The sequence below is a fragment of the Corallibacter vietnamensis genome, from assembly GCF_039537875.1.
GTDB lineage: Bacteria > Bacteroidota > Bacteroidia > Flavobacteriales > Flavobacteriaceae > Corallibacter > Corallibacter vietnamensis.
In genome coordinates, this window is record NZ_BAABBI010000001.1 from 400,061 (window position 1) to 419,638 (window position 19,578).

At 33.0% G+C, this 19,578-nt stretch carries 14 protein-coding genes; 5 read left to right on the plus strand and 9 right to left on the minus strand.

Going from position 1 to position 19,578, the window contains the following annotated elements; genetic code table 11:
• Nucleotides 1-64: 64 nt before the first annotated feature.
• Nucleotides 65-517, minus strand: coding sequence for a DUF4199 family protein (locus tag ABD690_RS01920; RefSeq protein ID WP_344726487.1), 453 nt, complete (start codon nucleotides 515-517; stop codon nucleotides 65-67).
• Nucleotides 518-711: 194 nt separating this feature from the next.
• Here ABD690_RS01920 and ABD690_RS01925 point away from each other — a divergent pair, with 194 nt between their 5' ends.
• Nucleotides 712-2,031 (plus strand): M16 family metallopeptidase, encoded by a 1,320-nt coding sequence (locus tag ABD690_RS01925; RefSeq protein WP_344726489.1) that lies wholly within the window; start codon nucleotides 712-714, stop codon nucleotides 2,029-2,031.
• An 18-nt stretch (nucleotides 2,032-2,049) separates the two neighbouring features.
• Complete coding sequence (locus ABD690_RS01930; RefSeq protein WP_344726491.1) at nucleotides 2,050-4,098, plus strand: M16 family metallopeptidase; 2,049 nt, start codon at nucleotides 2,050-2,052, stop codon at nucleotides 4,096-4,098.
• A 40-nt stretch (nucleotides 4,099-4,138) separates the two neighbouring features.
• On the opposite strand, the gene ABD690_RS01935 is transcribed toward ABD690_RS01930, so the two are convergent.
• On the minus strand, nucleotides 4,139-5,020 hold the full coding sequence (locus tag ABD690_RS01935; RefSeq protein WP_344726492.1) for a DMT family transporter: 882 nt from the start codon (nucleotides 5,018-5,020) through the stop codon (nucleotides 4,139-4,141).
• Nucleotides 5,021-5,112: 92 nt separating this feature from the next.
• Between ABD690_RS01935 and ABD690_RS01940 the strand changes: the two genes are divergently transcribed.
• Complete coding sequence (locus ABD690_RS01940) at nucleotides 5,113-5,505, plus strand: heavy-metal-associated domain-containing protein (protein WP_344726494.1); 393 nt, start codon at nucleotides 5,113-5,115, stop codon at nucleotides 5,503-5,505.
• A 32-nt stretch (nucleotides 5,506-5,537) separates the two neighbouring features.
• Here the strand turns inward: ABD690_RS01940 and gldD are convergent, their stop codons facing one another.
• The 4 genes from gldD to mutY form a co-directional block, all read right to left on the minus strand.
• Nucleotides 5,538-6,125, minus strand: a complete 588-nt coding sequence (gene gldD / locus ABD690_RS01945) for a gliding motility lipoprotein GldD (RefSeq protein ID WP_344726496.1) — start codon at nucleotides 6,123-6,125, stop codon at nucleotides 5,538-5,540.
• Between the two features lie 3 nt (nucleotides 6,126-6,128).
• Nucleotides 6,129-7,433 carry a gliding motility-associated protein GldE gene (locus ABD690_RS01950; protein WP_344726498.1) on the minus strand — a complete coding sequence of 435 codons (1,305 nt, stop codon included), beginning with the start codon at nucleotides 7,431-7,433 and terminating at the stop codon, nucleotides 6,129-6,131.
• 23 nt (nucleotides 7,434-7,456) lie between these two features.
• Nucleotides 7,457-7,897: a single-stranded DNA-binding protein gene (locus ABD690_RS01955; RefSeq protein ID WP_344726500.1), complete on the minus strand. Its 441-nt coding sequence runs from the start codon at nucleotides 7,895-7,897 to the stop codon at nucleotides 7,457-7,459.
• 91 nt (nucleotides 7,898-7,988) lie between these two features.
• On the minus strand, nucleotides 7,989-9,035 hold the full coding sequence (mutY, locus tag ABD690_RS01960; RefSeq protein WP_344726502.1) for an A/G-specific adenine glycosylase: 1,047 nt from the start codon (nucleotides 9,033-9,035) through the stop codon (nucleotides 7,989-7,991).
• 137 nt (nucleotides 9,036-9,172) lie between these two features.
• On the opposite strand from mutY, the gene ABD690_RS01965 reads away from it, so the two are divergent.
• Both ABD690_RS01965 and ABD690_RS01970 read left to right on the plus strand, forming a co-directional pair.
• Entirely contained in the window at nucleotides 9,173-9,463 is a 291-nt protein-coding gene (locus ABD690_RS01965; protein WP_344726504.1) for an HU family DNA-binding protein, read from the plus strand.
• A gap of 311 nt (nucleotides 9,464-9,774) precedes the next feature.
• Entirely contained in the window at nucleotides 9,775-11,322 is a 1,548-nt protein-coding gene (locus tag ABD690_RS01970; RefSeq protein WP_344726506.1) for an Rne/Rng family ribonuclease, read from the plus strand.
• A 62-nt stretch (nucleotides 11,323-11,384) separates the two neighbouring features.
• Here the strand turns inward: ABD690_RS01970 and ABD690_RS01975 are convergent, their stop codons facing one another.
• From ABD690_RS01975 to ABD690_RS01985, 3 genes are read right to left on the minus strand one after another with little or no spacing between them, the layout of a single operon-like run.
• Entirely contained in the window at nucleotides 11,385-13,301 is a 1,917-nt protein-coding gene (locus tag ABD690_RS01975) for an OmpA family protein (RefSeq protein WP_344726508.1), read from the minus strand.
• Between the two features lie 18 nt (nucleotides 13,302-13,319).
• The gene (locus tag ABD690_RS01980; RefSeq protein WP_344726510.1) at nucleotides 13,320-14,234 is read right to left on the minus strand and encodes a PorP/SprF family type IX secretion system membrane protein; all 915 of its coding nucleotides are present in this window, start codon (nucleotides 14,232-14,234) and stop codon (nucleotides 13,320-13,322) included.
• Nucleotides 14,235-14,257: 23 nt separating this feature from the next.
• Nucleotides 14,258-19,561: a T9SS type B sorting domain-containing protein gene (locus ABD690_RS01985; protein ID WP_344726512.1), complete on the minus strand. Its 5,304-nt coding sequence runs from the start codon at nucleotides 19,559-19,561 to the stop codon at nucleotides 14,258-14,260.
• Between the last annotated feature and the right edge of the window lie 17 nt (nucleotides 19,562-19,578).

Below are 19,578 nucleotides of genomic sequence, written 5' to 3' on the forward strand. Positions count from 1 at the left end.
AATTAATTTGTTCAAAAAATGAGTGCAAATATACTGCTAATTAATTAAACTACAAACGTTTTATTTATTTTGGGTTAAGATTTTTACTGTTTTTAAACAATTGCATAAATGCTAATGCTAAAATTGCAGAAGAAGACAACCCTTCTATAAGAATAATAAAGATGAGTATTCCACCTCCTTGATTGTAATCTTGAAACCAGTCTTTCAACAAGTTATTCTTAAAGTCAACATCTAAATGAAATAAATAAATAGCCATAAACAGCGTGAACAAAAATGTGGCAAAAAAACCTGTCAATAGGCCTGCTTTAAAACCATTGGTATAGTTAAATGTGGTTCCTGAAGTTACCTTATAATATTTAATTGCGACATATACACCATAAGCTACAATTAATCCATTAAACAATCTAAACCAAGGGTTGTTGTGTAAATCACATAGTTTTAAAATTAAAAAATAAGCAATTAACATTACTGCGGTAAAAACCCCATACTTTACCGCGACAGAAATAGTAGATTTCATAATTACATATAATTTTGAGCGGTTACTTATCTTTAAATTTCGGAAAAATTTATGGTTTATAATAATTAAAGCTTAAAAATTTAATAATCTTATGAATAAACTTATATCTGTTTTCTTTATTTTTGAGCATCTGTAACTTTTCCCTAAAGTTTTAGACATATAAGAAACTTTATAAATTCAAAAAACAACCTAAAATGAAAAAAAGTATATTCTCATTTGCTTCTTTGTTGTTAGTTGGCGCTTTAGCAACTGCACAAGAAGTCAAGTATGAAGAGTACGATTTAGATAACGGCATGCACGTTATTTTACATCAAGACAACTCTGCTCCTGTAGTTACAACCTCTGTTATGTATCATGTTGGTGCTAAAGATGAAAACCCAGAACGCACAGGTTTTGCTCATTTTTTTGAACATCTTTTATTTGAAGGAACAGAAAACATTGAACGTGGTGAGTGGTTTACCATAGTAACATCAAACGGTGGTAGCAATAACGCTAATACTACAGATGACAGAACATATTACTACGAAGTATTTCCATCTAACAGTGTAGAACTTGGTTTATGGATGGAGTCTGAACGTTTAATGCACCCTATTATTAATCAAATAGGTGTAGACACTCAAAACGAAGTTGTAAAAGAAGAAAAACGTTTACGTGTAGACAACCAACCATATGGTAGATTCTTTGAAAACGTAAAGAAGAATATGTTTAAAAAACACCCTTACCGATGGACAACTATTGGTGAGATGGAACATTTAGATGCTGCAACTCTTGAAGAGTTTCAAGCATTTAACAAAAAATTCTATGTGCCAAACAATGCTGTTTTAGTAGTTGCTGGTGATATTGATGTGCCTTCTGTAAAGAAAATGATTCAAGATTACTTTGGTCCAATTCCTAGAGGAGAAGAGATTACAAGAAACTTCCCTAAAGAAGACCCTATTACTGAAACTATTAGAGCTAAAGCTTACGACCCAAATATTCAAATTCCAGCTGTAGTTGCTGCATACAGAACGCCATCTATGAAAGATAGAGATGCTTATGTTCTAGATATGTTATCAACATACTTAAGTAGCGGAAAATCGTCTGTATTATACAAAAAACTTGTAGACGAGAAGAAAATGGCACTTCAAGTAGGCGCATTTAACAATAGCCAAGAAGATTACGGAACATATATATTATTTGGTCTTCCTTTAGGAGATGTAAAACTTGATGATTTAGTAAAAGAAATTGACGAGGAAATTGTAAAAGTTCAAAATGAATTAATTTCTGAAAGAGATTACCAAAAACTTCAAAACATTTTTGAAAACCAATTTGTAAACTCTAACTCAAGTATATCTGGTATTGCAAACTCTCTTGCTCGTTACTACATGCTTTTTGGTAACACAGAGCTTATAAATAACGAAATTGATATTTATAGATCAATTACAAGAGAAGACATTCAGGCAGTAGCTAAAAAGTACTTGAATCCTAATCAACGTTTAGTTTTAGAATATTTACCTAAAAAAGACGACCAATAAAACATTAAAAATAATACAATGAAAAAAAACATATATACAGTAATCGCATTGTTTTTACTATCTGTTGGTGTATCTGCACAAATAGATCGTTCTAAACAACCTGAACCAGGACCTGCACCAAAAATAACTTTGGAAACTCCTGGTGAATTTGAACTAAAAAACGGACTAAAAGTTCTTGTTGTAGAAAACCACAAATTACCTCGTGTTTCTTACACTTTAACTATTGACAATAATCCTGTTAAAGAAGGAAAAATCGCTGGTGTTTCTGGATTATTAGGAAGTATGCTAGGAAACGGGACAACATCAATTTCTAAAGATGAGTTTAATGAAGAAATAGATTTCCTTGGAGCCAGCATGAGTTTTAGCTACCGTGGTGGTTTTGCTAGCGCTCTGTCTAAATATTCTGAAAGAATTTTAGAATTAATGGCTGATGCAGCAATCAACCCTTTACTTACCGAAGAAGAATTTCAAAAAGAAAAAGAAAAAGCTCTAGAAGGAATCAAATCTAATGAAAAGAGTGTTGACGCTGTAGCTGGACGAGTAGGAAGTGCTTTAGCATACGGAACACATCACCCATACGGAGAATACATTAGTGAAGAAACCCTAAACAATATTACACTTAACAATGTAAATGCTTTTTATCAAGAAAACTTCAATCCAACAAATGCATATTTAGTTGTTGTTGGTGATGTAGATTTTAGAACTATTGAAAAGCAAGTAAAAAAATATTTCGGTAAATGGAAAAAATCATTAGACGTAACAGCTCCTGTACCAGCAGCTAAAAATAATGTAGCTAAAACCGAAATAGATTTTATAGATATGCCAAATGCTGTACAGTCTAACATCTCTGTAACTAATAATGTAGATTTAAAAATGAATGACCCTGATTATCATTCAGTTTTAATTGCTAATAAAATTTTAGGTGGCGGATTCAACAGCTACTTAAACATGAATCTTAGAGAAGAACATGGTTACACCTATGGAGCCCGTTCTGGATTAAGCGCTGATAAGTATGTTTCTCGATTTAGAGCTGGTGCTTCTGTAAGAAATATGGTAACAGACAGCGCTGTTGTTCAGACACTAAAAGAGATAAACAGAATAAAAACAGAACCTGTATCTGCTGAAGCATTAGCTAATGCTAAAGCTAAATATGTTGGTGATTTTGTACTTGCTCTTGAAAACCCACAAACTATTGCTCGTTATGCTTTAAGCATAAAAATTAACGATTTACCAAAAGACTTTTACACAACATACCTTCAAAAAATTAATGCTGTAACAGCTGCCGATGTAAACCGTGTAGCAAATAAGTATTTTAAACCTGAAAACGCACGTGTTGTTGTAGTAGGAAAAGGTAGCGAAGTTCTTGAAAACCTTGAAAAAACAGGAATTCCTATCAAATATTTTGATAGTTATGCAAACCCAACAGAAAAGCCAAACTATGAAATAGAAATGCCTGCTGATGTTGATGTTAACAAAGTATTAAACGCATACATCGAAGCTATTGGCGGAAAAGCTAAATTAGACAATGTAAATTCTGTTTTAATTTTAGCTGAAGCTGAATTACAACCTGGCATGATGATGAATTTAGAAATGAAAAAAACATCTAAAAATCAATCTGCTCAAGAAATTTCAGCAATGGGACAATCTATAATGAAACGTGTTGTAGATGGTAAAACAGGATATACTGTAGCTCAAGGTCAAAAAACAGACATGAGCGAAGAAGAAGTAAAAGAAGCAATTGTAGAATCTTCTCCTTTCCCTGAAGTTAATTACTTAAATGGTGGTGTAACTTTAGAAAAAATAGAAAATCTTGATGGAGAAAAAGCTTACAAAGTTAAAGTAGACGATGAAACTAGTATTTATTACAGTGTTGAGTCTGGTTTAAAAATAAAAGAAGTTAAAACCTCTGAAATGGGACAAAGTGAAACATTTTTCACTGACTATAAAGAAGTAGCAGGCGTTAAGTTTCCTTTCAAAATTTCACAAACTATGGGACCTCGTAAATTTGATTTCATTGTAAAAGAAGTTAAAGTAAACGAAGGTGTTAGTGATTCTGATTTTGACTAATTAAGAGCCTAACAACTTAAAAAAAGCCTGAAGCAATGCTTCAGGCTTTTTTCTTTTTTTGAGATAAATAAACCCCAATTAATATGATAACTGCCGCAAACCCTTGTAGCAAACTAAAGCCTTCACCATCTATAAAACCCCAAGTCAAAGCCACAATGGGCATGACATATGTTACAGAAGAAGCAAAAACAGGTGTAGATATTTGTACTAGTTTATTAAAAAACACTTTAGCTAAAGCTGTACCAAAAAAAGCCAAAATAGTAACATAAACTAACGACAATTTAAAATCAGGATGACTCCACGTTGTATCAGAGAAAAAATCCGTAAAAAACAAAACCACAACAGCTGGTAAAATAATAACAGAGTAGTTCCCTGCTGCAATTCCTAATGGCTTTACGTCTTGTAAATATCGTTTTATAATATTCACATTTAATGCATACATCACAGTAGATGCAATAACAAAACCTGCGTATAAATAATTTTGATTTGGATTAAGCTCTGCGCCTTTTAATATTAAAATTGCTGTTCCTATAAAGCCAATAATAACACCTAATATTTGACGTCTAGATGAAGCTATCTTAAAAACAGCAAAACCAAACAAAATAGTATTAAGTGGCACTAGCGAATTTAAAATAGAAACAATAGCACTATCTATTTCGGTTTCGGCAATAGCAAAGAAAAATGCAGGAAGAAAAGACCCCAATAAACCAGATAAAGCGATCCATTTCCATTGATGTGTCGCTATTGTTCTCAAACTTTTAAAACCTGCTATCAATAAGAAAAAACCTGTTATTACTGTTCTTAAAGCTCCTAACTGATATGGCGTTAACCCTAATAAAGACTTCTTAATTAAAATAAAAGAAGTTCCCCAAATTAAAGAAAGCGTAAAGAGATATAACCACTTTACTTGAATATGCTTCATATGCTATTTTTTTAAATCACAAAATTCTCACTTATTAACGTAATAAACACTATTTATCATTAAATTTGTAACAAATTTAATTTGTACTATAAATGAAACTATTCAAAAATATTATTGTAATTGCTTGCTTTACAGTTACAATTGTAAGCTGTAAAAACAACGCAACACCAGAAGTAAAAACTGTTGAAGTAGAAACTACTACTGAAAAAGCAGAATTAGATCCTAATGCCACTTATGCTAAAGCTGAATTTACTATAGATGGTATGACTTGTGCAATGGGTTGTGCTAAAACCATTGAAAAGAAAATGGCTAAAATGGAAGGTGTAAAGTTTGCTAAAGTAGACTTTGACAAAAAATTAGCTATGGTAGAGTATGATAATGCTAAAGTAACTACTACATCGCTTGAAGAGGTAGTAAAAAAGACAGGCGATGCCTACTCTGTGAAAGACATGAAAACTGTTGATGAGTTTTCTGAAAAAAACTAACAAAAAAGCCTCTCAAATTTGAGAGGCTTTTTTTATTGTTTCCATTGTACGGTTTCCATGATATGCTGAATATCTTTTTGTAAATAATATGCAGCCGGAAGAATAGAATCGTAATTTGGCTTTGCATAAAAATACAACGACCCTGTTAAAAAGTGATTAACACTATCTGTCACATAAAATTGGGATTGAGAAGCCGCATTACCGCCTACCTCATAAAACATACCGTAAACCTTGTGTTTTTTATTTTCGTAAACCTGTTCTATAATTTCATCAGCTTTAAGCGTATGCTCTTGTGTAAAGCTTTGAGCATCTCTTAAAAGTATTTTTAAATGCTCAACATCATCATCAACAGGTTTATAAGTTAAATATATAACCCCTTTTAATGAGGGATACTCTAAATTGACACCATAATCTTCAGATCCTCTTACTGGTTTTAGCACTACATTTTCAGCCAATTTATTTTTTTCAAAAGTAAAAGGTAAATTCAAATTTGTTTCTTGATACTCTGCTTCAGGGTAATCTAACCTTAAGTAGGCATTTGGTTTAGGAACAGGATTATTTCCACAAGAAAGGCATAGACAAAAAAGTAATATAAAAACAAAAATATTAAGGTATTTCATAAATTATGGGAGCGTTATTTTTACACGTTTTATTCGCTTTTTATCTAAAGCTTCTATAGTAAAAACGTAATTTTCAAAATTTATTTTACTTCCTGGTTTAGGGAAACTTTTTGATGTTTCTAAAACAAATCCTGCTATGGTTTCAGCTTCACCTTTATTATCTTCAAAAAGTGTATCACTCTCAAGCTTTACTATTTTATAAAAATCTTTTAAAGGTGTTTTCCCTTCAAACACATAGTTTTTATCATCTAACTTAGAATAAATTAAATCTTCGTCATCAAACTCATCACTAATATCGCCTACTATTTCTTCAATAATATCTTCTAATGAAATAAGCCCTGAAGTCCCTCCATATTCATCTACAACCACAGCCAAATGTACTTTCTTTTCTTGAAATTCAGCCATTAAATCATCTAGTTTTTTGTTTTCTGGCACAAAAAATGGTTCTCGCAATAAGGTTGTCCAGTCAAACTGTTTCCTATCTATAAAAGGTAATAAATCTTTTACATAAAGAATTCCTTTTATAGTATCTACATTATCTTCAAAAACTGGAATTCTAGAATAGCCATTGGTTATTATTTCAGGAATAATTTCAGAGTATTTTTGATTTATGTTTAATGCAAAAATATCTATACGTGGTCTCATTACTTGCTTGGTATCTGTATTTCCAAAAGAGACAATTCCTTGAAGAATTTTTTGTTCTTCCATGGTTGTGTCTTCTTCGCTTGTAAGCTCTAAAGCTTGAGATAACTGATCTACGCTTATGTTTGATTTTTGTTTACCCAATTTACTATGTATTGCTATAGTAACGCTTCTCATAGGTAAACTTAATGGTGAAAAAACAATATCTAAAACCCGCAATGGATAGGCCATAAAAACAGCAAATTTCAGTCTATTTCTACTAGCGTAAATTTTTGGTAAAATTTCTCCAAAAAGTAATATAAGGAATGTTATAACTACAACTTCAAGAAAAAATTGTAGTATTTCAGAGTCTATACTTTTAAATAAAAAGTCACTTAAGTAAGCAAATAAAATAACGATACCTATATTAATAAAGTTATTGGCTACTAAAATAGTTGCTAGTAGTTTTTTAGGACGCTCTAAAAGCTTTGTTATTATGTTTAGGGCGTTTGTGTTTTCATCTATATTATCATCTATATCTGTTCGCGTTAATGAGAACATTGCAACTTCGGCTCCAGAAATTAAAGCAGAGCATAACAGAAGTATTAACAATAATACATAACCAAAAACAATTGAGAAATCAATCGTTAATAAAGCAAAATAAAAACTCGGGGGTTCAGGATCCAATTACGTATATTTTAGTTAAACAATTAGAATGGTAAATCATCATCACCATCTTCAATATTGTGATCTTTAGGTTTTGTTTGGCTATTAGCTTGTGGTTGCTGTGAAGATGCTTGATTTAAGCTTTCATTTTTTGTTGTTAAAAATGTAAAGTCTGTACATTGTATTTCGGTTGAATAACGATCATTACCGCTATCATCTTGCCATTTTCTGGTTTTAATACGGCCTTCAACATATATTCTATCTCCTTTACTTAAGTACTTTTCACATATTTCAGCACCTTTATTTCTTACTACAATATTATGCCATTCGGTATTAGTAACACGCTCGTTTGTTTGCTTATTTGTATAAGTTTCGTTAGTGGCTAATGGAAAACGACCAACACAGCCGCCACCTTCAAAATAGTGCATTTTCACTTCATCTCCTAAATGCCCAATTAGCATAACTTTATTCAATGTTCCTGACATAATTTATAGTTTTATTAAAGCAAAATTACAGTTTTAACTTGTTCTTTTTTTTAAAATTAATAAAAAAATATGAGCAGTGTTACCTAATACTTTAAAAATTGAATGCTTCAATAAAGTTACCTATTAAAACAGGAACAGCGTAATCGTTTATTTTTGATATTGGTACTGGTGTTACAGCCTGTGGTAATTCTGAAACATTAAGTATCCAAAATTTAGCATACAAGTGTTGATGAGATAGTTTATGAATTATCTCATCCTGATTAAAAAGCGTAAGCTTATAAGAGCTGTTTTTTGTTAACTTGTAATCTTTAAGTATTTCTTTTATAGATTTTTCAGTCAAGCTCTTATCACTTTCTAGAAGCGGAAATTGATATAAGTTTTCCCAAATTCCCTTTCCTTTTCGTTTCTCTAATACTGTAGTTTCAGAATCAGAAATAAAAACTAAAAAATTAAAAAACTTCTTCTGTGGTTTTTTGGCTTTAATCTTAACAGGTAATTCCTGTACATTATTATTTCTATATGCTACACAATCCTGAGTTAAAGGACATAAATTACAATCAGGATTTGCTGGTTTACACTGCACAGCACCAAACTCCATGATAGCTTGATTATAATCGCCAGGGTTGTTTTCATCTATAATATCCTGAGCTAAAGCTTTAAAAAATTTTATTCCTTTAGAACTATTTATAGGTGTATCAATACCATAAAATCTTGATAAAACTCTATACACATTACCATCAACAACTGCGGCAGGCTCGTTAAAGCAAATTGAAGCAATAGCACTAGCCGTGTAATCTCCAACGCCTTTTAATTTTAGTAAAGTTTTATAAGTATCAGGAAATTCTTGGTTTAAGTCATTAACTATATATTTTGCAGATGCATGTAAATTTCTAGCACGCGAGTAGTATCCTAAACCTTGCCAAAGTTTTAAAACTTCACTTTCTGGTGCATTAGCTAACGATAAAACGTTGGGATATTTTGATATAAAAGCTTCATAATATGGAAGTCCTTGCTTAATTTGGGTTTGCTGTAAAATTATTTCTGACAACCAAATATGATATGGATTTTTCGTTTTTCTCCACGGCAAAACTCGCTTATTAATTGAATACCAGTTTATTAAAATTTTAGTAATGTTCATTTAAAAAATATACAATTTGCAAAAGTAAAGGTTTATAATATTAAATTTTAGTGAATTAGGTTTGAAATATTGAATTTTAAATTCCTATATTTGCATCCCTTTAATAAATTAATAGTAACACAATAATAATATTTAAAATGACGAAGGCTGATTTAGTAGCAAAAATTTCTGAAAAATTAGGAATTGAAAAAGGTGACGTTCAAGCAACTGTAGAAACATTTATGGAAGAAGTAAAAACTTCTTTAGAAAGCGGAGACAATGTTTACCTAAGAGGATTTGGTAGTTTTATTATTAAAACAAGAGCAGAAAAAACAGGTAGAAATATTTCTAAAAATACAACTATCAAAATACCTGCACACAACATCCCTGCATTTAAACCTGCAAAAATTTTCGTTGAAGGTGTAAAAACCAATGTAGACGTTAAATAGTATATTTAACTAGTATTAACTTAAAAAACCGACAAACTTATGCCAAGTGGTAAAAAACGTAAAAGACACAAGGTTGCAACGCATAAGCGTAAAAAAAGAAGACGTGCTAATCGTCACAAAAAGAAAAAATAAGTCGAAAAAGTAGTTGATTAACTACTTTTTTGGTTTTAAAAGTAAAACGTTCTTTGATAATGAGTTTTCTACAAACGTAAAACCTTGCGTTTATAGTAGTAACTCTATGGATTGAAAAATCCTGTGAAGAATTAGTATTAATCCATCTATACATAATTGTATGGATAAAAATTAACAAAATGGATAAAGAATTGATTATTCGATCTAGTTCCGACAATGTTGATTTTGCCTTATTAAAAGATGGAAAACTAATTGAATTACAAAAAGATGAAAGCAGTAACAACTTTTCTGTTGGCGATGTGTTTATAGCCAAAATACGAAAAGCTGTTCCTGGCTTAAATGCTGCTTTTGTAAATGTTGGCTACGAAAAAGATGCCTTTTTACATTATCATGATTTAGGGCCAAAACTGCCTTCTCTTTTAAAATTCACCAAACGTGTAAGCACAGGTAAACTAAAAGATTTTTCTTTAAAAAACTTTCCATTTGAAAAAGATATTGATAAAGGCGGAAAAATAAATGACGTCTTAAAATCAAATCAATCGCTATTAGTACAAATTGTAAAAGAACCTATATCAACCAAAGGACCAAGAATAAGTTCAGAGCTATCTATAGCTGGTAGATATATTGTTTTAGTGCCCTTTTCTGATAGAATTTCTATCTCTCAAAAGATAGAATCTAAAGATGAAAAAGAACGCTTAAAACGCCTTGTAAAGAGTATAACTCCTCAAGGTTTTGGTGTCATTGTTCGTACTGTAGCCGAAGGCAAAAAAGTAGCTGAGCTAGATAAAGATTTACAAAATTTGTTAGGTCGTTGGACCGCAATGTGTAAAAAGCTACATAAAGCACATCATCCTAGTAAAGTGTTAGGCGAATTAAACAAAGCCTCATCGTTATTACGCGATATTTTTAACGACACCTTTACAAGTATTCATGTTGATGATGAAGAGCTTTACATTCAAATTAAAGATTACGTGCAAAAAATTGCACCAAAAAAAGAATCAATCGTCAAGTTACATCAATCAAACATCCCTGTTTTTGAAAAGTTTGGAATAGAGAGGCAAATTAAAACCTCTTTTGGAAAAACAGTCTCTATGGCAAAAGGCGCCTATCTAGTAATAGAACATACTGAAGCCTTACATGTTGTAGATGTAAACAGCGGAAATAGGTCTAACAAAGCAAAATCTCAAGAAGATACAGCACTTGAAGTAAATCTTATTGCTGCTACTGAAATTGCTAGACAATTAAGACTGCGTGATATGGGAGGTATCATTGTAGTTGATTTTATTGATATGACTAAAGCCGAAAACAGAAAAACGCTTTACAATCATTTACGTGAAGAAATGAAAGATGATAGAGCGAAACACAAAATTTTACCTCCAAGTAAATTTGGTTTAGTACAAATAACCAGACAACGAGTTCGTCCTGAAATGAACATTAAAACTCGTGAGGAAAATCCTGACGCAATAATTAATGGGCAAGAAGTAGAAGCTCCTATTGGCATTGTACAAAAGATTACTCAAGATCTTGAACAACTAATTAAAAAAGACTATAAAAAGATGACTTTAAACACACATCCTTTTATAGCAGCCTTTATAACTAAAGGTTTTCCATCTATTCGTTCAAAATGGTTTTTTGAACATAAAAAATGGGTTAAAGTTTTACCAAGAGATGCTTACACGTATCTAGAATACCACTTTTTTGATAAAGATGGTAATCAAATTAAATAATAAAAAGCCCGACATTAATATTAATGTCGGGCTTTTTTATTTGTAATTACTGTAGTTATCTACTACTGTTGCGAGGCTGGACCTCCACTAACAATAATAAATTCAGAACGTCTGTTTAATTGATGTTCTTCTTCAGTACAGTTAGATCCACATTTTACTTTTGGTTCATTTTCTCCCATTCCCATACCTGTAATTCTACTTGCATCAACGCCTTTAGAAATCACATATTGTACCGTAGTTTTAGCTCGTCTATCAGATAATCTTTCGTTATATGAATTAGAACCTCTACTATCTGTATGAGATGTTGCTTTTATTACCATTTCTGGGTATTTTTTCATGATTTGAACAAGTTTATCTAACTCAAATGCAGCTTTAGCTGTGATGTTAGATTTGTCAAAATCAAAATAAATAGGTTGTAATTCAACTCTATCTTCAACAATGATCTCTTCTATTGGAGTTAAAGGAATTTGTACCGCTGTTTCTTCGTCTCTAGTTCCTTTTACAGTTACTTTATTACTTTCGTAACCATCAAGTGTTGCTTCAATTTCTGTATCAGTTTCACACTCTACAATAAATTCAGCTATACCTTCTTCATTAGATAATTTAGAAGCTAATTTGTTTCCGTCGTTATCTAAAATAGATGCCATAGCGCCTTTTAGAACTTCTCCTGTGTTTGCATCTACAATAGTTGCCGTGATTAACACATCACAAATAGGTTGTAATTTTTTAAGTAAATAAATATCATCACTACCTTTTCCTCCATCTCTGTTTGATGATACATAACCTTCTCCAGATTCTTCATTCATGTAAAAAGCAAAATCATCTGCATTACTATTTACTGGTATTCCTACGTTACGAATTGGTGCTAATTTACCATCAATTATTTTTGTATAAAATACATCTAGAGCTCCTAAACCTAAATGGCCATCAGAAGAAAAATAAAGTGTTCCGTTATCACTTGAATAAGGGAATTTTTCGTTTCCTTCAGTATTTACTTTTTGACCTAAATTTACAGGTTCTCCAATGGTTCCATCAGATTTAATATCGGCTTTATAGATATCAAACATACCAAAACCTCCAGGCATATTAGACTGGAAGAATAGTGTTTTTCCGTCTACACTTACCGATGGGTTACTTACGTTATAATTAGGGCTATTGATGTGTAGTGGTTTTATATTACTCCATTTATCACCATCTTTTGTTGCCTTAAATAAGTGTAATACACTGTATTTGGTATTAGAAACACTATCTTTTTCAAATTCATTCTCAAAAAAGCTTTCACGTGAAAAATACATGGTATCTCCATCAGGAGAGAAAGAAACAGTTCCTTCATGATATTTAGTATTGATAGCTCCTTCTATTTGCTCTGCCTCTTGGTAAGAGCCATCAGATAGAATGTTTGATACATAAATATCTAAAAAAGGCTGATCATTCCATCCATAATTACGTCTAGCATTATTTCTTGCAGAAGTAAAATAAAATTTACCATCATTTATAGCGCCTCCAAATTCTGATAATTCAGTGTTTATGTCTAAATTTTGAATATTGAATTTTTTACCTTTTTCTAAAATTTTAGGTAGGTATTCTGGATTTGCTTTGAAAGCAATAGCTCTATCATCACCAGGACGCATATCAGCAAATTTATTCATTTGCACATTTGAAGCTTCGTATTTTCCATTTGCTTTTAGCATTTGAGAATACTTGTATACAATCTCTGCATTTTGAGAAGTCTCTAATGCTTTTGCGTACCAGCGTTCAGCTTCTTCTGTGTTGAATATATTATAGTTTGCTTCACCTAATTGAGTATATACATAGGTATCGCCTTTTCCTTTTTCTACTAGCTTATTATAATCTTCTATAGCTTCAATAAACTCGAATTTAGCAAAATGCTTATCCGCAGACTGCGTTGATTTGTTTTGAGCAGTTGCACTTAAACTGCTAAATAATAATAGTGCAATAAATATTTTAAAGTTTTTCATTATGTTTAGCTTAAGTGATTAGAAATAACGAGGTGAACGTGATACTTTCTTTACGAAACTGAAATCGAAATTAATAAATATCTCGTGTGATGATGTTGTTGCTATATCCAAATCAGATTGCACATTATCATAAGCATATCCAATTCTTAAATTTGGAGAAATCATAAAATTAATCATCCCACTAAACGAATCTTCTAAACGATATCCTACACCTACTTCAACAATGTCATACATAAATAAGTTAGCATTAACATCAAAACTTACAGGAGCATCAAAAGCCATTTTAAATAACCCATGAGGCTTTAATTTAAAGTTATCTGACAGATTAAATACGTAACCGGCTGCTGCAAATAAGTGTTGAGTTTCTGAACCTACTTTAGTACCATTTGTTGCATCTAAATGTACCGAATTGAGCATATTAGGCATAGATACAGAAACATAGTATTTATTAGGCTTGTATAAGTAAGCACCGGCACCAACATTTGGTGTTACGGCATCTACATTTTCTTGCAGAAATGGATCATTAGGATCTATTGCTGCAAGTGTTGTTAAACCTATTTTATGAAATGTTGCTCCGGCTTTAATACCTAAAGCAAGTTTATGATCTCCACCTAGAGGTAGTGTATATGAGAAATCAGCATAAGCATTGTTTTCTCTTACAGGACCAATTTCATCATTGATAAATGATATACCCAACCCTACACGTTCACCAACAGGCGCATGTAAAGATAGTGTACCTGTATTAGGTGCACCATCTAAACCAACCCACTGACTTCTGTAAAGTGCTCCTATAGCAATACCATCAAATGATCCTGCATATGCTGGGTTAACCACGTTCATATTATACATGTACTGCGTATACTGCGGATCTTGTTGTGCTTGCATTTGCGATACAAACAAGAAAAGTACGAGAATTATATATAGTCTTTTCATTATTAAAATTTAGTTGTGTTAGTTTACTTGTTAATATATAGCCAAGATGTTCTTACTTCGTTATTTCCATACTTCATAACATAGAAGTATGTTCCTACAGGAAGCTCATCACCATTATCAGCGATGCCTTCAAACTCCTTTGTATAACCATTAGTTTTACTGTATACTTTAACTCCGTTTCTGTTAAATATCTCTAAACTTGTTACATCATAACCAGTTAAATCGAAGGTATCATTAAAGCCATCCTTATTAGGTGTAATAACTTCCGGGATTAATTTCATCAAACAGTTATCAGCTTGAATTGTTTGCTCATATGTCATTGGGCAGTCGCCAGATGTTGTATACATTACTGTATAAGTTGCGCCTCCAGTTGCTTCTGTAATTTCTCCTGTTTCAGGGTTAATTACTGCATCGTCATTAGGTGTTTCACCAAACGAGAATACACCTCCTGTATCACCTGTTATAGTTGCGGTAATTACAACTGTTGTCTCATCACATTCAGATGTTAATATGAATGTTGCATCTTCTTCAGGTAACACAACTAATTCTTGAGTTGATGTTGCAGGACATGCTCCAACAGTAGTATACTCAATTGTGTATGTTGCTCCAGGTGTTGCTCCAGTTACTTCTCCAGTAGTAGGGTTGATAACAGCATCATCAGTAACTGCTGGGTTGAAAGCAAATGTACCACCTGTGTCTCCATCAATAGTTGCTGTACCTCCATCACATGTAGCTACTATTGTAAATGACGCATTCTCTTCTGGTAATACTACTAATTCTTGAGTTGATATTGCTGGACACTCTCCAGCAGTGGTATACTCAATTGTATATGTTGCTCCTGGTGTTGCTCCAGTTACTTCTCCAGTAGTAGGGTTGATAACAGCATCATCGGTAGCTGCTGGGTTGAAAGCAAATGTACCTCCTGCATCGCCATCAATAGTTACTGTACCTCCATCACATGTAGGCGTTACTGTAAATGAAGCATCAAAATCACTACCTCCAAGATATTCAACAAGAACATCATCTGATACTGTTGATTGACCGCCTGTACATAAATCATAAGTTACTTGGAATGTGTAAGTCTCTGTTTCAGTAGGAGAAACAACAATGGTATCAGTATCACCAACTACGGTTCCATCTTCGTCTACCCATTCTAAAGTATAGTTAGGTACTCCTGAAGGAGAGAATCTCCATGATTCAGGCTCATCAACAGTCCAAACTCCAGTATTTCTTCCTACAGGAGTTACCGCTTGTGTATCATCTACACTTTGTAAACCTATTACGGCAAGGCCGTCGTTCCAAGCTGTACAAGTTGGTTTACTAATAACATGAATATCAATATTATTTGATGATTCATGAAGGATGATTTGACTTGTAGACTCGTTAGAGCTACATTGAGATCCAAAATGACATACAGCATTGTAGTTAACTACAAATTGTCTATAAGGTGCTGAACCTAATACAACGTAGTCAATACTTCCACAAGTGTTTGGGTTTATATCATGACCCACACCAAAAATATTTCCTTCTGTAATAACATCATTAGTTGCATTTGGTAAGGTAGATGGACCTTCACCGAAAGGTTGTAAATCCCAACCGTTTCCTGTTCCTGCGTTTTCAATTTCAAAACTGATTACACCATTAGATCCAATTATTACTTGATCATAAGTTCCTCCATAGAAACAGAATTCGAAACCAAGGTCAATAACTTCAGACCAAACATCATCTGTATCAACACTAGTTGGTGTTGCCCCATCAACTGGTGGTGTAGGACAAGTGTCTATAGCGTTTATTTCATAATTTTCTGTGTCCTGTCCATAAAGGTGGAAGTTTGCAGTAAGTGTAGCGTCAGGGTTTTCACAGTCTACCGTTTGATCTTCTCCTGCATAAGCAATAGAACAAGGGTTTGGTGGTGGTGGACATAAAAACGTTAATGGATTACTTTCTACCACACAGTTTTCGTCATTGGTATTAGCCACAGTAACCACTACGTTTGTACTTGCTGGATATGGTCCTAATATTATAATACCCGTTTCAAAAACTTCCTGGCTTTCACTTGGGTTTGCCGTGTCTGTTATTGTTAAAGAAGTTGCATCACCCATATCAGTAATATCAACTGCTACTTCAAAAACAGGGTTATTTGGGTCTGTTGCACAATCTCCATTTACTACATCAAAACTAACTGTTTGAGGTAAACACGTTTGACACCATACATCGAAGTCCCATGGTTCTCTACTTCCACTAGCGCAACTTACAGAACCATCTGCTTCGGCTAATACAACTATTCTATCTGTATTTGAAGTAAAGCTTAATCCTGCTAAATCTCCTGCATTTCCAGTACCTTCATATATTAGGGTTCCGTCTCCTTCTTCAATTCTAATAGTATCACAACATGTTTCTATGGTCCCTGAATTGAATAAAATATTTAATGGGAAACCTGAAGAGCTTTGGAAGCTATATATTTCAACATATTGATTGTTTCCGTTTTCATAACAATGTACGGTATTTATAACTTGGCCATTCTCACAGTCTACAATTTGATTAGGATCTGCTCTTACTGTGAAAGATTCTTCAGTACAACCTACGGCAGGACCGTTATCGTTGTAAGGCACAATTGTTACATAGTAAGTTGTTTCATAATCTAAAGTTCCTAAATCATAAGTTAAAACATCTCCTAAATCTTGATTGTCAATAATTTCATTCCCTCCAGGAGTAGTTCCTATAGTAAGAGTATATCCTGTAACAAATATTGTTGCAGGTGACCAAGTAAGCACTACATCTTCATCAACATCTAACTCTCCATCTAATGGATACGTTAATGAAGCGTTACAATTTGGCACAGCAGTAAGGTCAATACATGAGACATCAAAATCCCATGGTTCTCTACTTCCACTCGAGCAACTTACAGATCCGTCTGCTTCAACAAAAACAACAATAGTGTCGCTATCTGAATTTAATGAAAGTCCAGAAAGATCTCCACCGTTTCCAGTACCTTCATATATTACGGTTCCATCTCCTTCTTCAATTCTTATAGTATCACAGCATGTTTCTATGGTTCCTGAATTAAAGAAAATATTTAACGGGTTACCATTTGAACTAACGAAGCTATAAATTTCTTGGTATTGATTGTTTCCGTTTTCATAACAATGAACAGTATTTATAATCTCATTAGCATCACAATCTAAAACTTGATTTGGGTCTAATCTTATTGTAAAAGATTCTTCAGTACAATCTACGGCAGGACCATTATCGTTATAAGGTACAATAGTTACATAGTAAGTTGTTTCATAGTCTAAAGTTCCTAAATCATAAGTTAAAACGTCTCCTACATCTTCATTGTCAAGAATTTCATTTCCACCTGGCGTTGTTCCTACAGTAAGGTTATATCCTGTAACAAATATTGTTGCTGGTGACCAAGTAAGCACTACATCTTCATCAATATCTGACTCTCCATCTAATGGATACGTTAATGAACTGTCACAGTTAGGTAATGCAGTTGTATCAACACAAGACACACTAATATCCCAAGGCGTATAATTAGTACTTGTTTGACAACTTCCTGTTCCGTCTGAATCAATTGCTATTGCAATTGTACTTCCTGAAGACACAAATACTAAACCTGCTAAATCTCCGTCGTTATCTCCTTGATAAAGTACAGAACCATCTGAGTCAGTTACTATTATTTCGTCCCATCCTGCTTCAATTTGTCCTGCATTAAATACTAATGCTAATGGAGAACCATCACTACTAGCGTAGTTAAATACCATTGGATCGTTATTATCATAACAATACACGGTATTAATGACTTCTCCAGTAGAGCAATCTACAACTTGATTTGGATCATCTCTGGTTGTAAAAGTTTGCTCATTACAATTTTGTGCATCACCATTATCATTATAAGGCACAATAGTCACGTAATAAGTTGTTTCATAATCTAATGTTCCTAAATCATAGGTTAAAACATCTCCTACATCTACACCATTAAGAATTTCTGTTCCTCCTGGCGTTGTTCCTACAAATAATGTATATCCATTAACAAGCACTGATGCAGCACTCCAAGAAATATCAGAGTTTTCATCTACATCTTCCTCTCCGTTTGCAGGGCTTGTTAAAACAGCATTACAATTAGGGATTGCTGTTTCATCAACACAAGACACGTCAAAATTTAAAGGTGTAAAGTTATTTGATTCACAACTAGTTGAACCGTCACTATCTATTTCTATATACATAAAACCGCTTTCTGCAATCACAGACAAGCCAGCCATATTACCACCGTTATCACCATCAAACAATACTGTTCCTGTGTTATCAGAACCGTCATAAATTATAACAGAATCCCAGTTTTCTTCTATTTCACCTTCATTAAAAAAGACAACTAATGGTGCGTTATTAGAACTCTGAAAGTTCCAAGTCATTGTATCATTATTTGTGTAACAATATACTGTATTAACTGGAATACCAGAATCACAATCAACTGGTGCATTAGGATCTGCGCCAGTAGTAAAAACAATTTCATCACAGCCTATTGCTGGACCATTACTATTGAATGGAGCTATATTTACATAATACGTTGTACTATATTCTAAAGTAGGTAATGTATATGCGGTAGAAAGCCCAACGTTTTCATTATCTACTAATTCATTTCCTCCAGAAGTTGTTCCTACGGTAAGGTTATACCCAGTAGGAATCCCTGTTGCTGCTGTCCATTCTAAATCGGTATTTATACTAACACCATTTACATTTACAGGAGTAATAAGACTCACACAAGATGGAGGGTCTTCAACTAGTTGTGTAGCAGAGACATTATCTATATAAACATAATAATTTCCTGAAAAATAGTTATTGTTTATTCTTAATTTGAAATCAGAACCTGTAGGCAAATCGGCTGCAGGGACAACAAAACTTATATTTGCACAATCGGGAGATGTAGCATGATTAACATCATTGATAGTACCTGCAGTAGTCCATGCACCACCATCATCAGTAGAGTACTGTACTAATATTTCACCCCAACCTGGTCCTGTTGCATCTGTACCTGCTGACCAATCAACAACTTTGTAATCAAAAGCTATTGTTAAATCAGTACCATTAGATCCACCCACAATGTTTGGTGATGTTAGGTGTCCTGTTACGTTTGAGCCATCAAAATTCGCCCTTTGAGAAATACCGTCACAGACTTGAACTACCGCTCCAAAATAATCTCCAGAATCAGAGGTCCATCCTGTTGGTAAAGCAAGGCCTGCATCAAAATTCTCAACCAGCCCTACTTGAGAAAATCCAAAAAAGGATAGAAACCCAAATAAAATAGAAAGTGTAATTTTTTTCATTTGTTAATCAATAAGTT

Bases quoted from the DNA above. Each gene is read 5' to 3' on its own strand.
- ABD690_RS01935 (WP_344726492.1), bottom strand. From the start codon at position 5,020: ATGAAGCATATTCAAGTAAAGTGGTTATATCTCTTTACGCTTTCTTTA.
- gldD (WP_344726496.1), bottom strand. From the start codon at position 6,125: ATGAAATACCTTAATATTTTTGTTTTTATATTACTTTTTTGTCTATGC.
- ABD690_RS01940 (WP_344726494.1), top strand. From the start codon at position 5,113: ATGAAACTATTCAAAAATATTATTGTAATTGCTTGCTTTACAGTTACA.
- ABD690_RS01955 (WP_344726500.1), bottom strand. From the start codon at position 7,897: ATGTCAGGAACATTGAATAAAGTTATGCTAATTGGGCATTTAGGAGAT.
- ABD690_RS01980 (WP_344726510.1), bottom strand. From the start codon at position 14,234: ATGAAAAGACTATATATAATTCTCGTACTTTTCTTGTTTGTATCGCAA.
- ABD690_RS01970 (WP_344726506.1), top strand. From the start codon at position 9,775: ATGGATAAAGAATTGATTATTCGATCTAGTTCCGACAATGTTGATTTT.
- ABD690_RS01975 (WP_344726508.1), bottom strand. From the start codon at position 13,301: ATGAAAAACTTTAAAATATTTATTGCACTATTATTATTTAGCAGTTTA.
- ABD690_RS01920 (WP_344726487.1), bottom strand. From the start codon at position 517: ATGAAATCTACTATTTCTGTCGCGGTAAAGTATGGGGTTTTTACCGCA.
- ABD690_RS01985 (WP_344726512.1), bottom strand. From the start codon at position 19,561: ATGAAAAAAATTACACTTTCTATTTTATTTGGGTTTCTATCCTTTTTT.
- mutY (WP_344726502.1), bottom strand. From the start codon at position 9,035: ATGAACATTACTAAAATTTTAATAAACTGGTATTCAATTAATAAGCGA.
- ABD690_RS01965 (WP_344726504.1), top strand. From the start codon at position 9,173: ATGACGAAGGCTGATTTAGTAGCAAAAATTTCTGAAAAATTAGGAATT.
- ABD690_RS01925 (WP_344726489.1), top strand. From the start codon at position 712: ATGAAAAAAAGTATATTCTCATTTGCTTCTTTGTTGTTAGTTGGCGCT.
- ABD690_RS01930 (WP_344726491.1), top strand. From the start codon at position 2,050: ATGAAAAAAAACATATATACAGTAATCGCATTGTTTTTACTATCTGTT.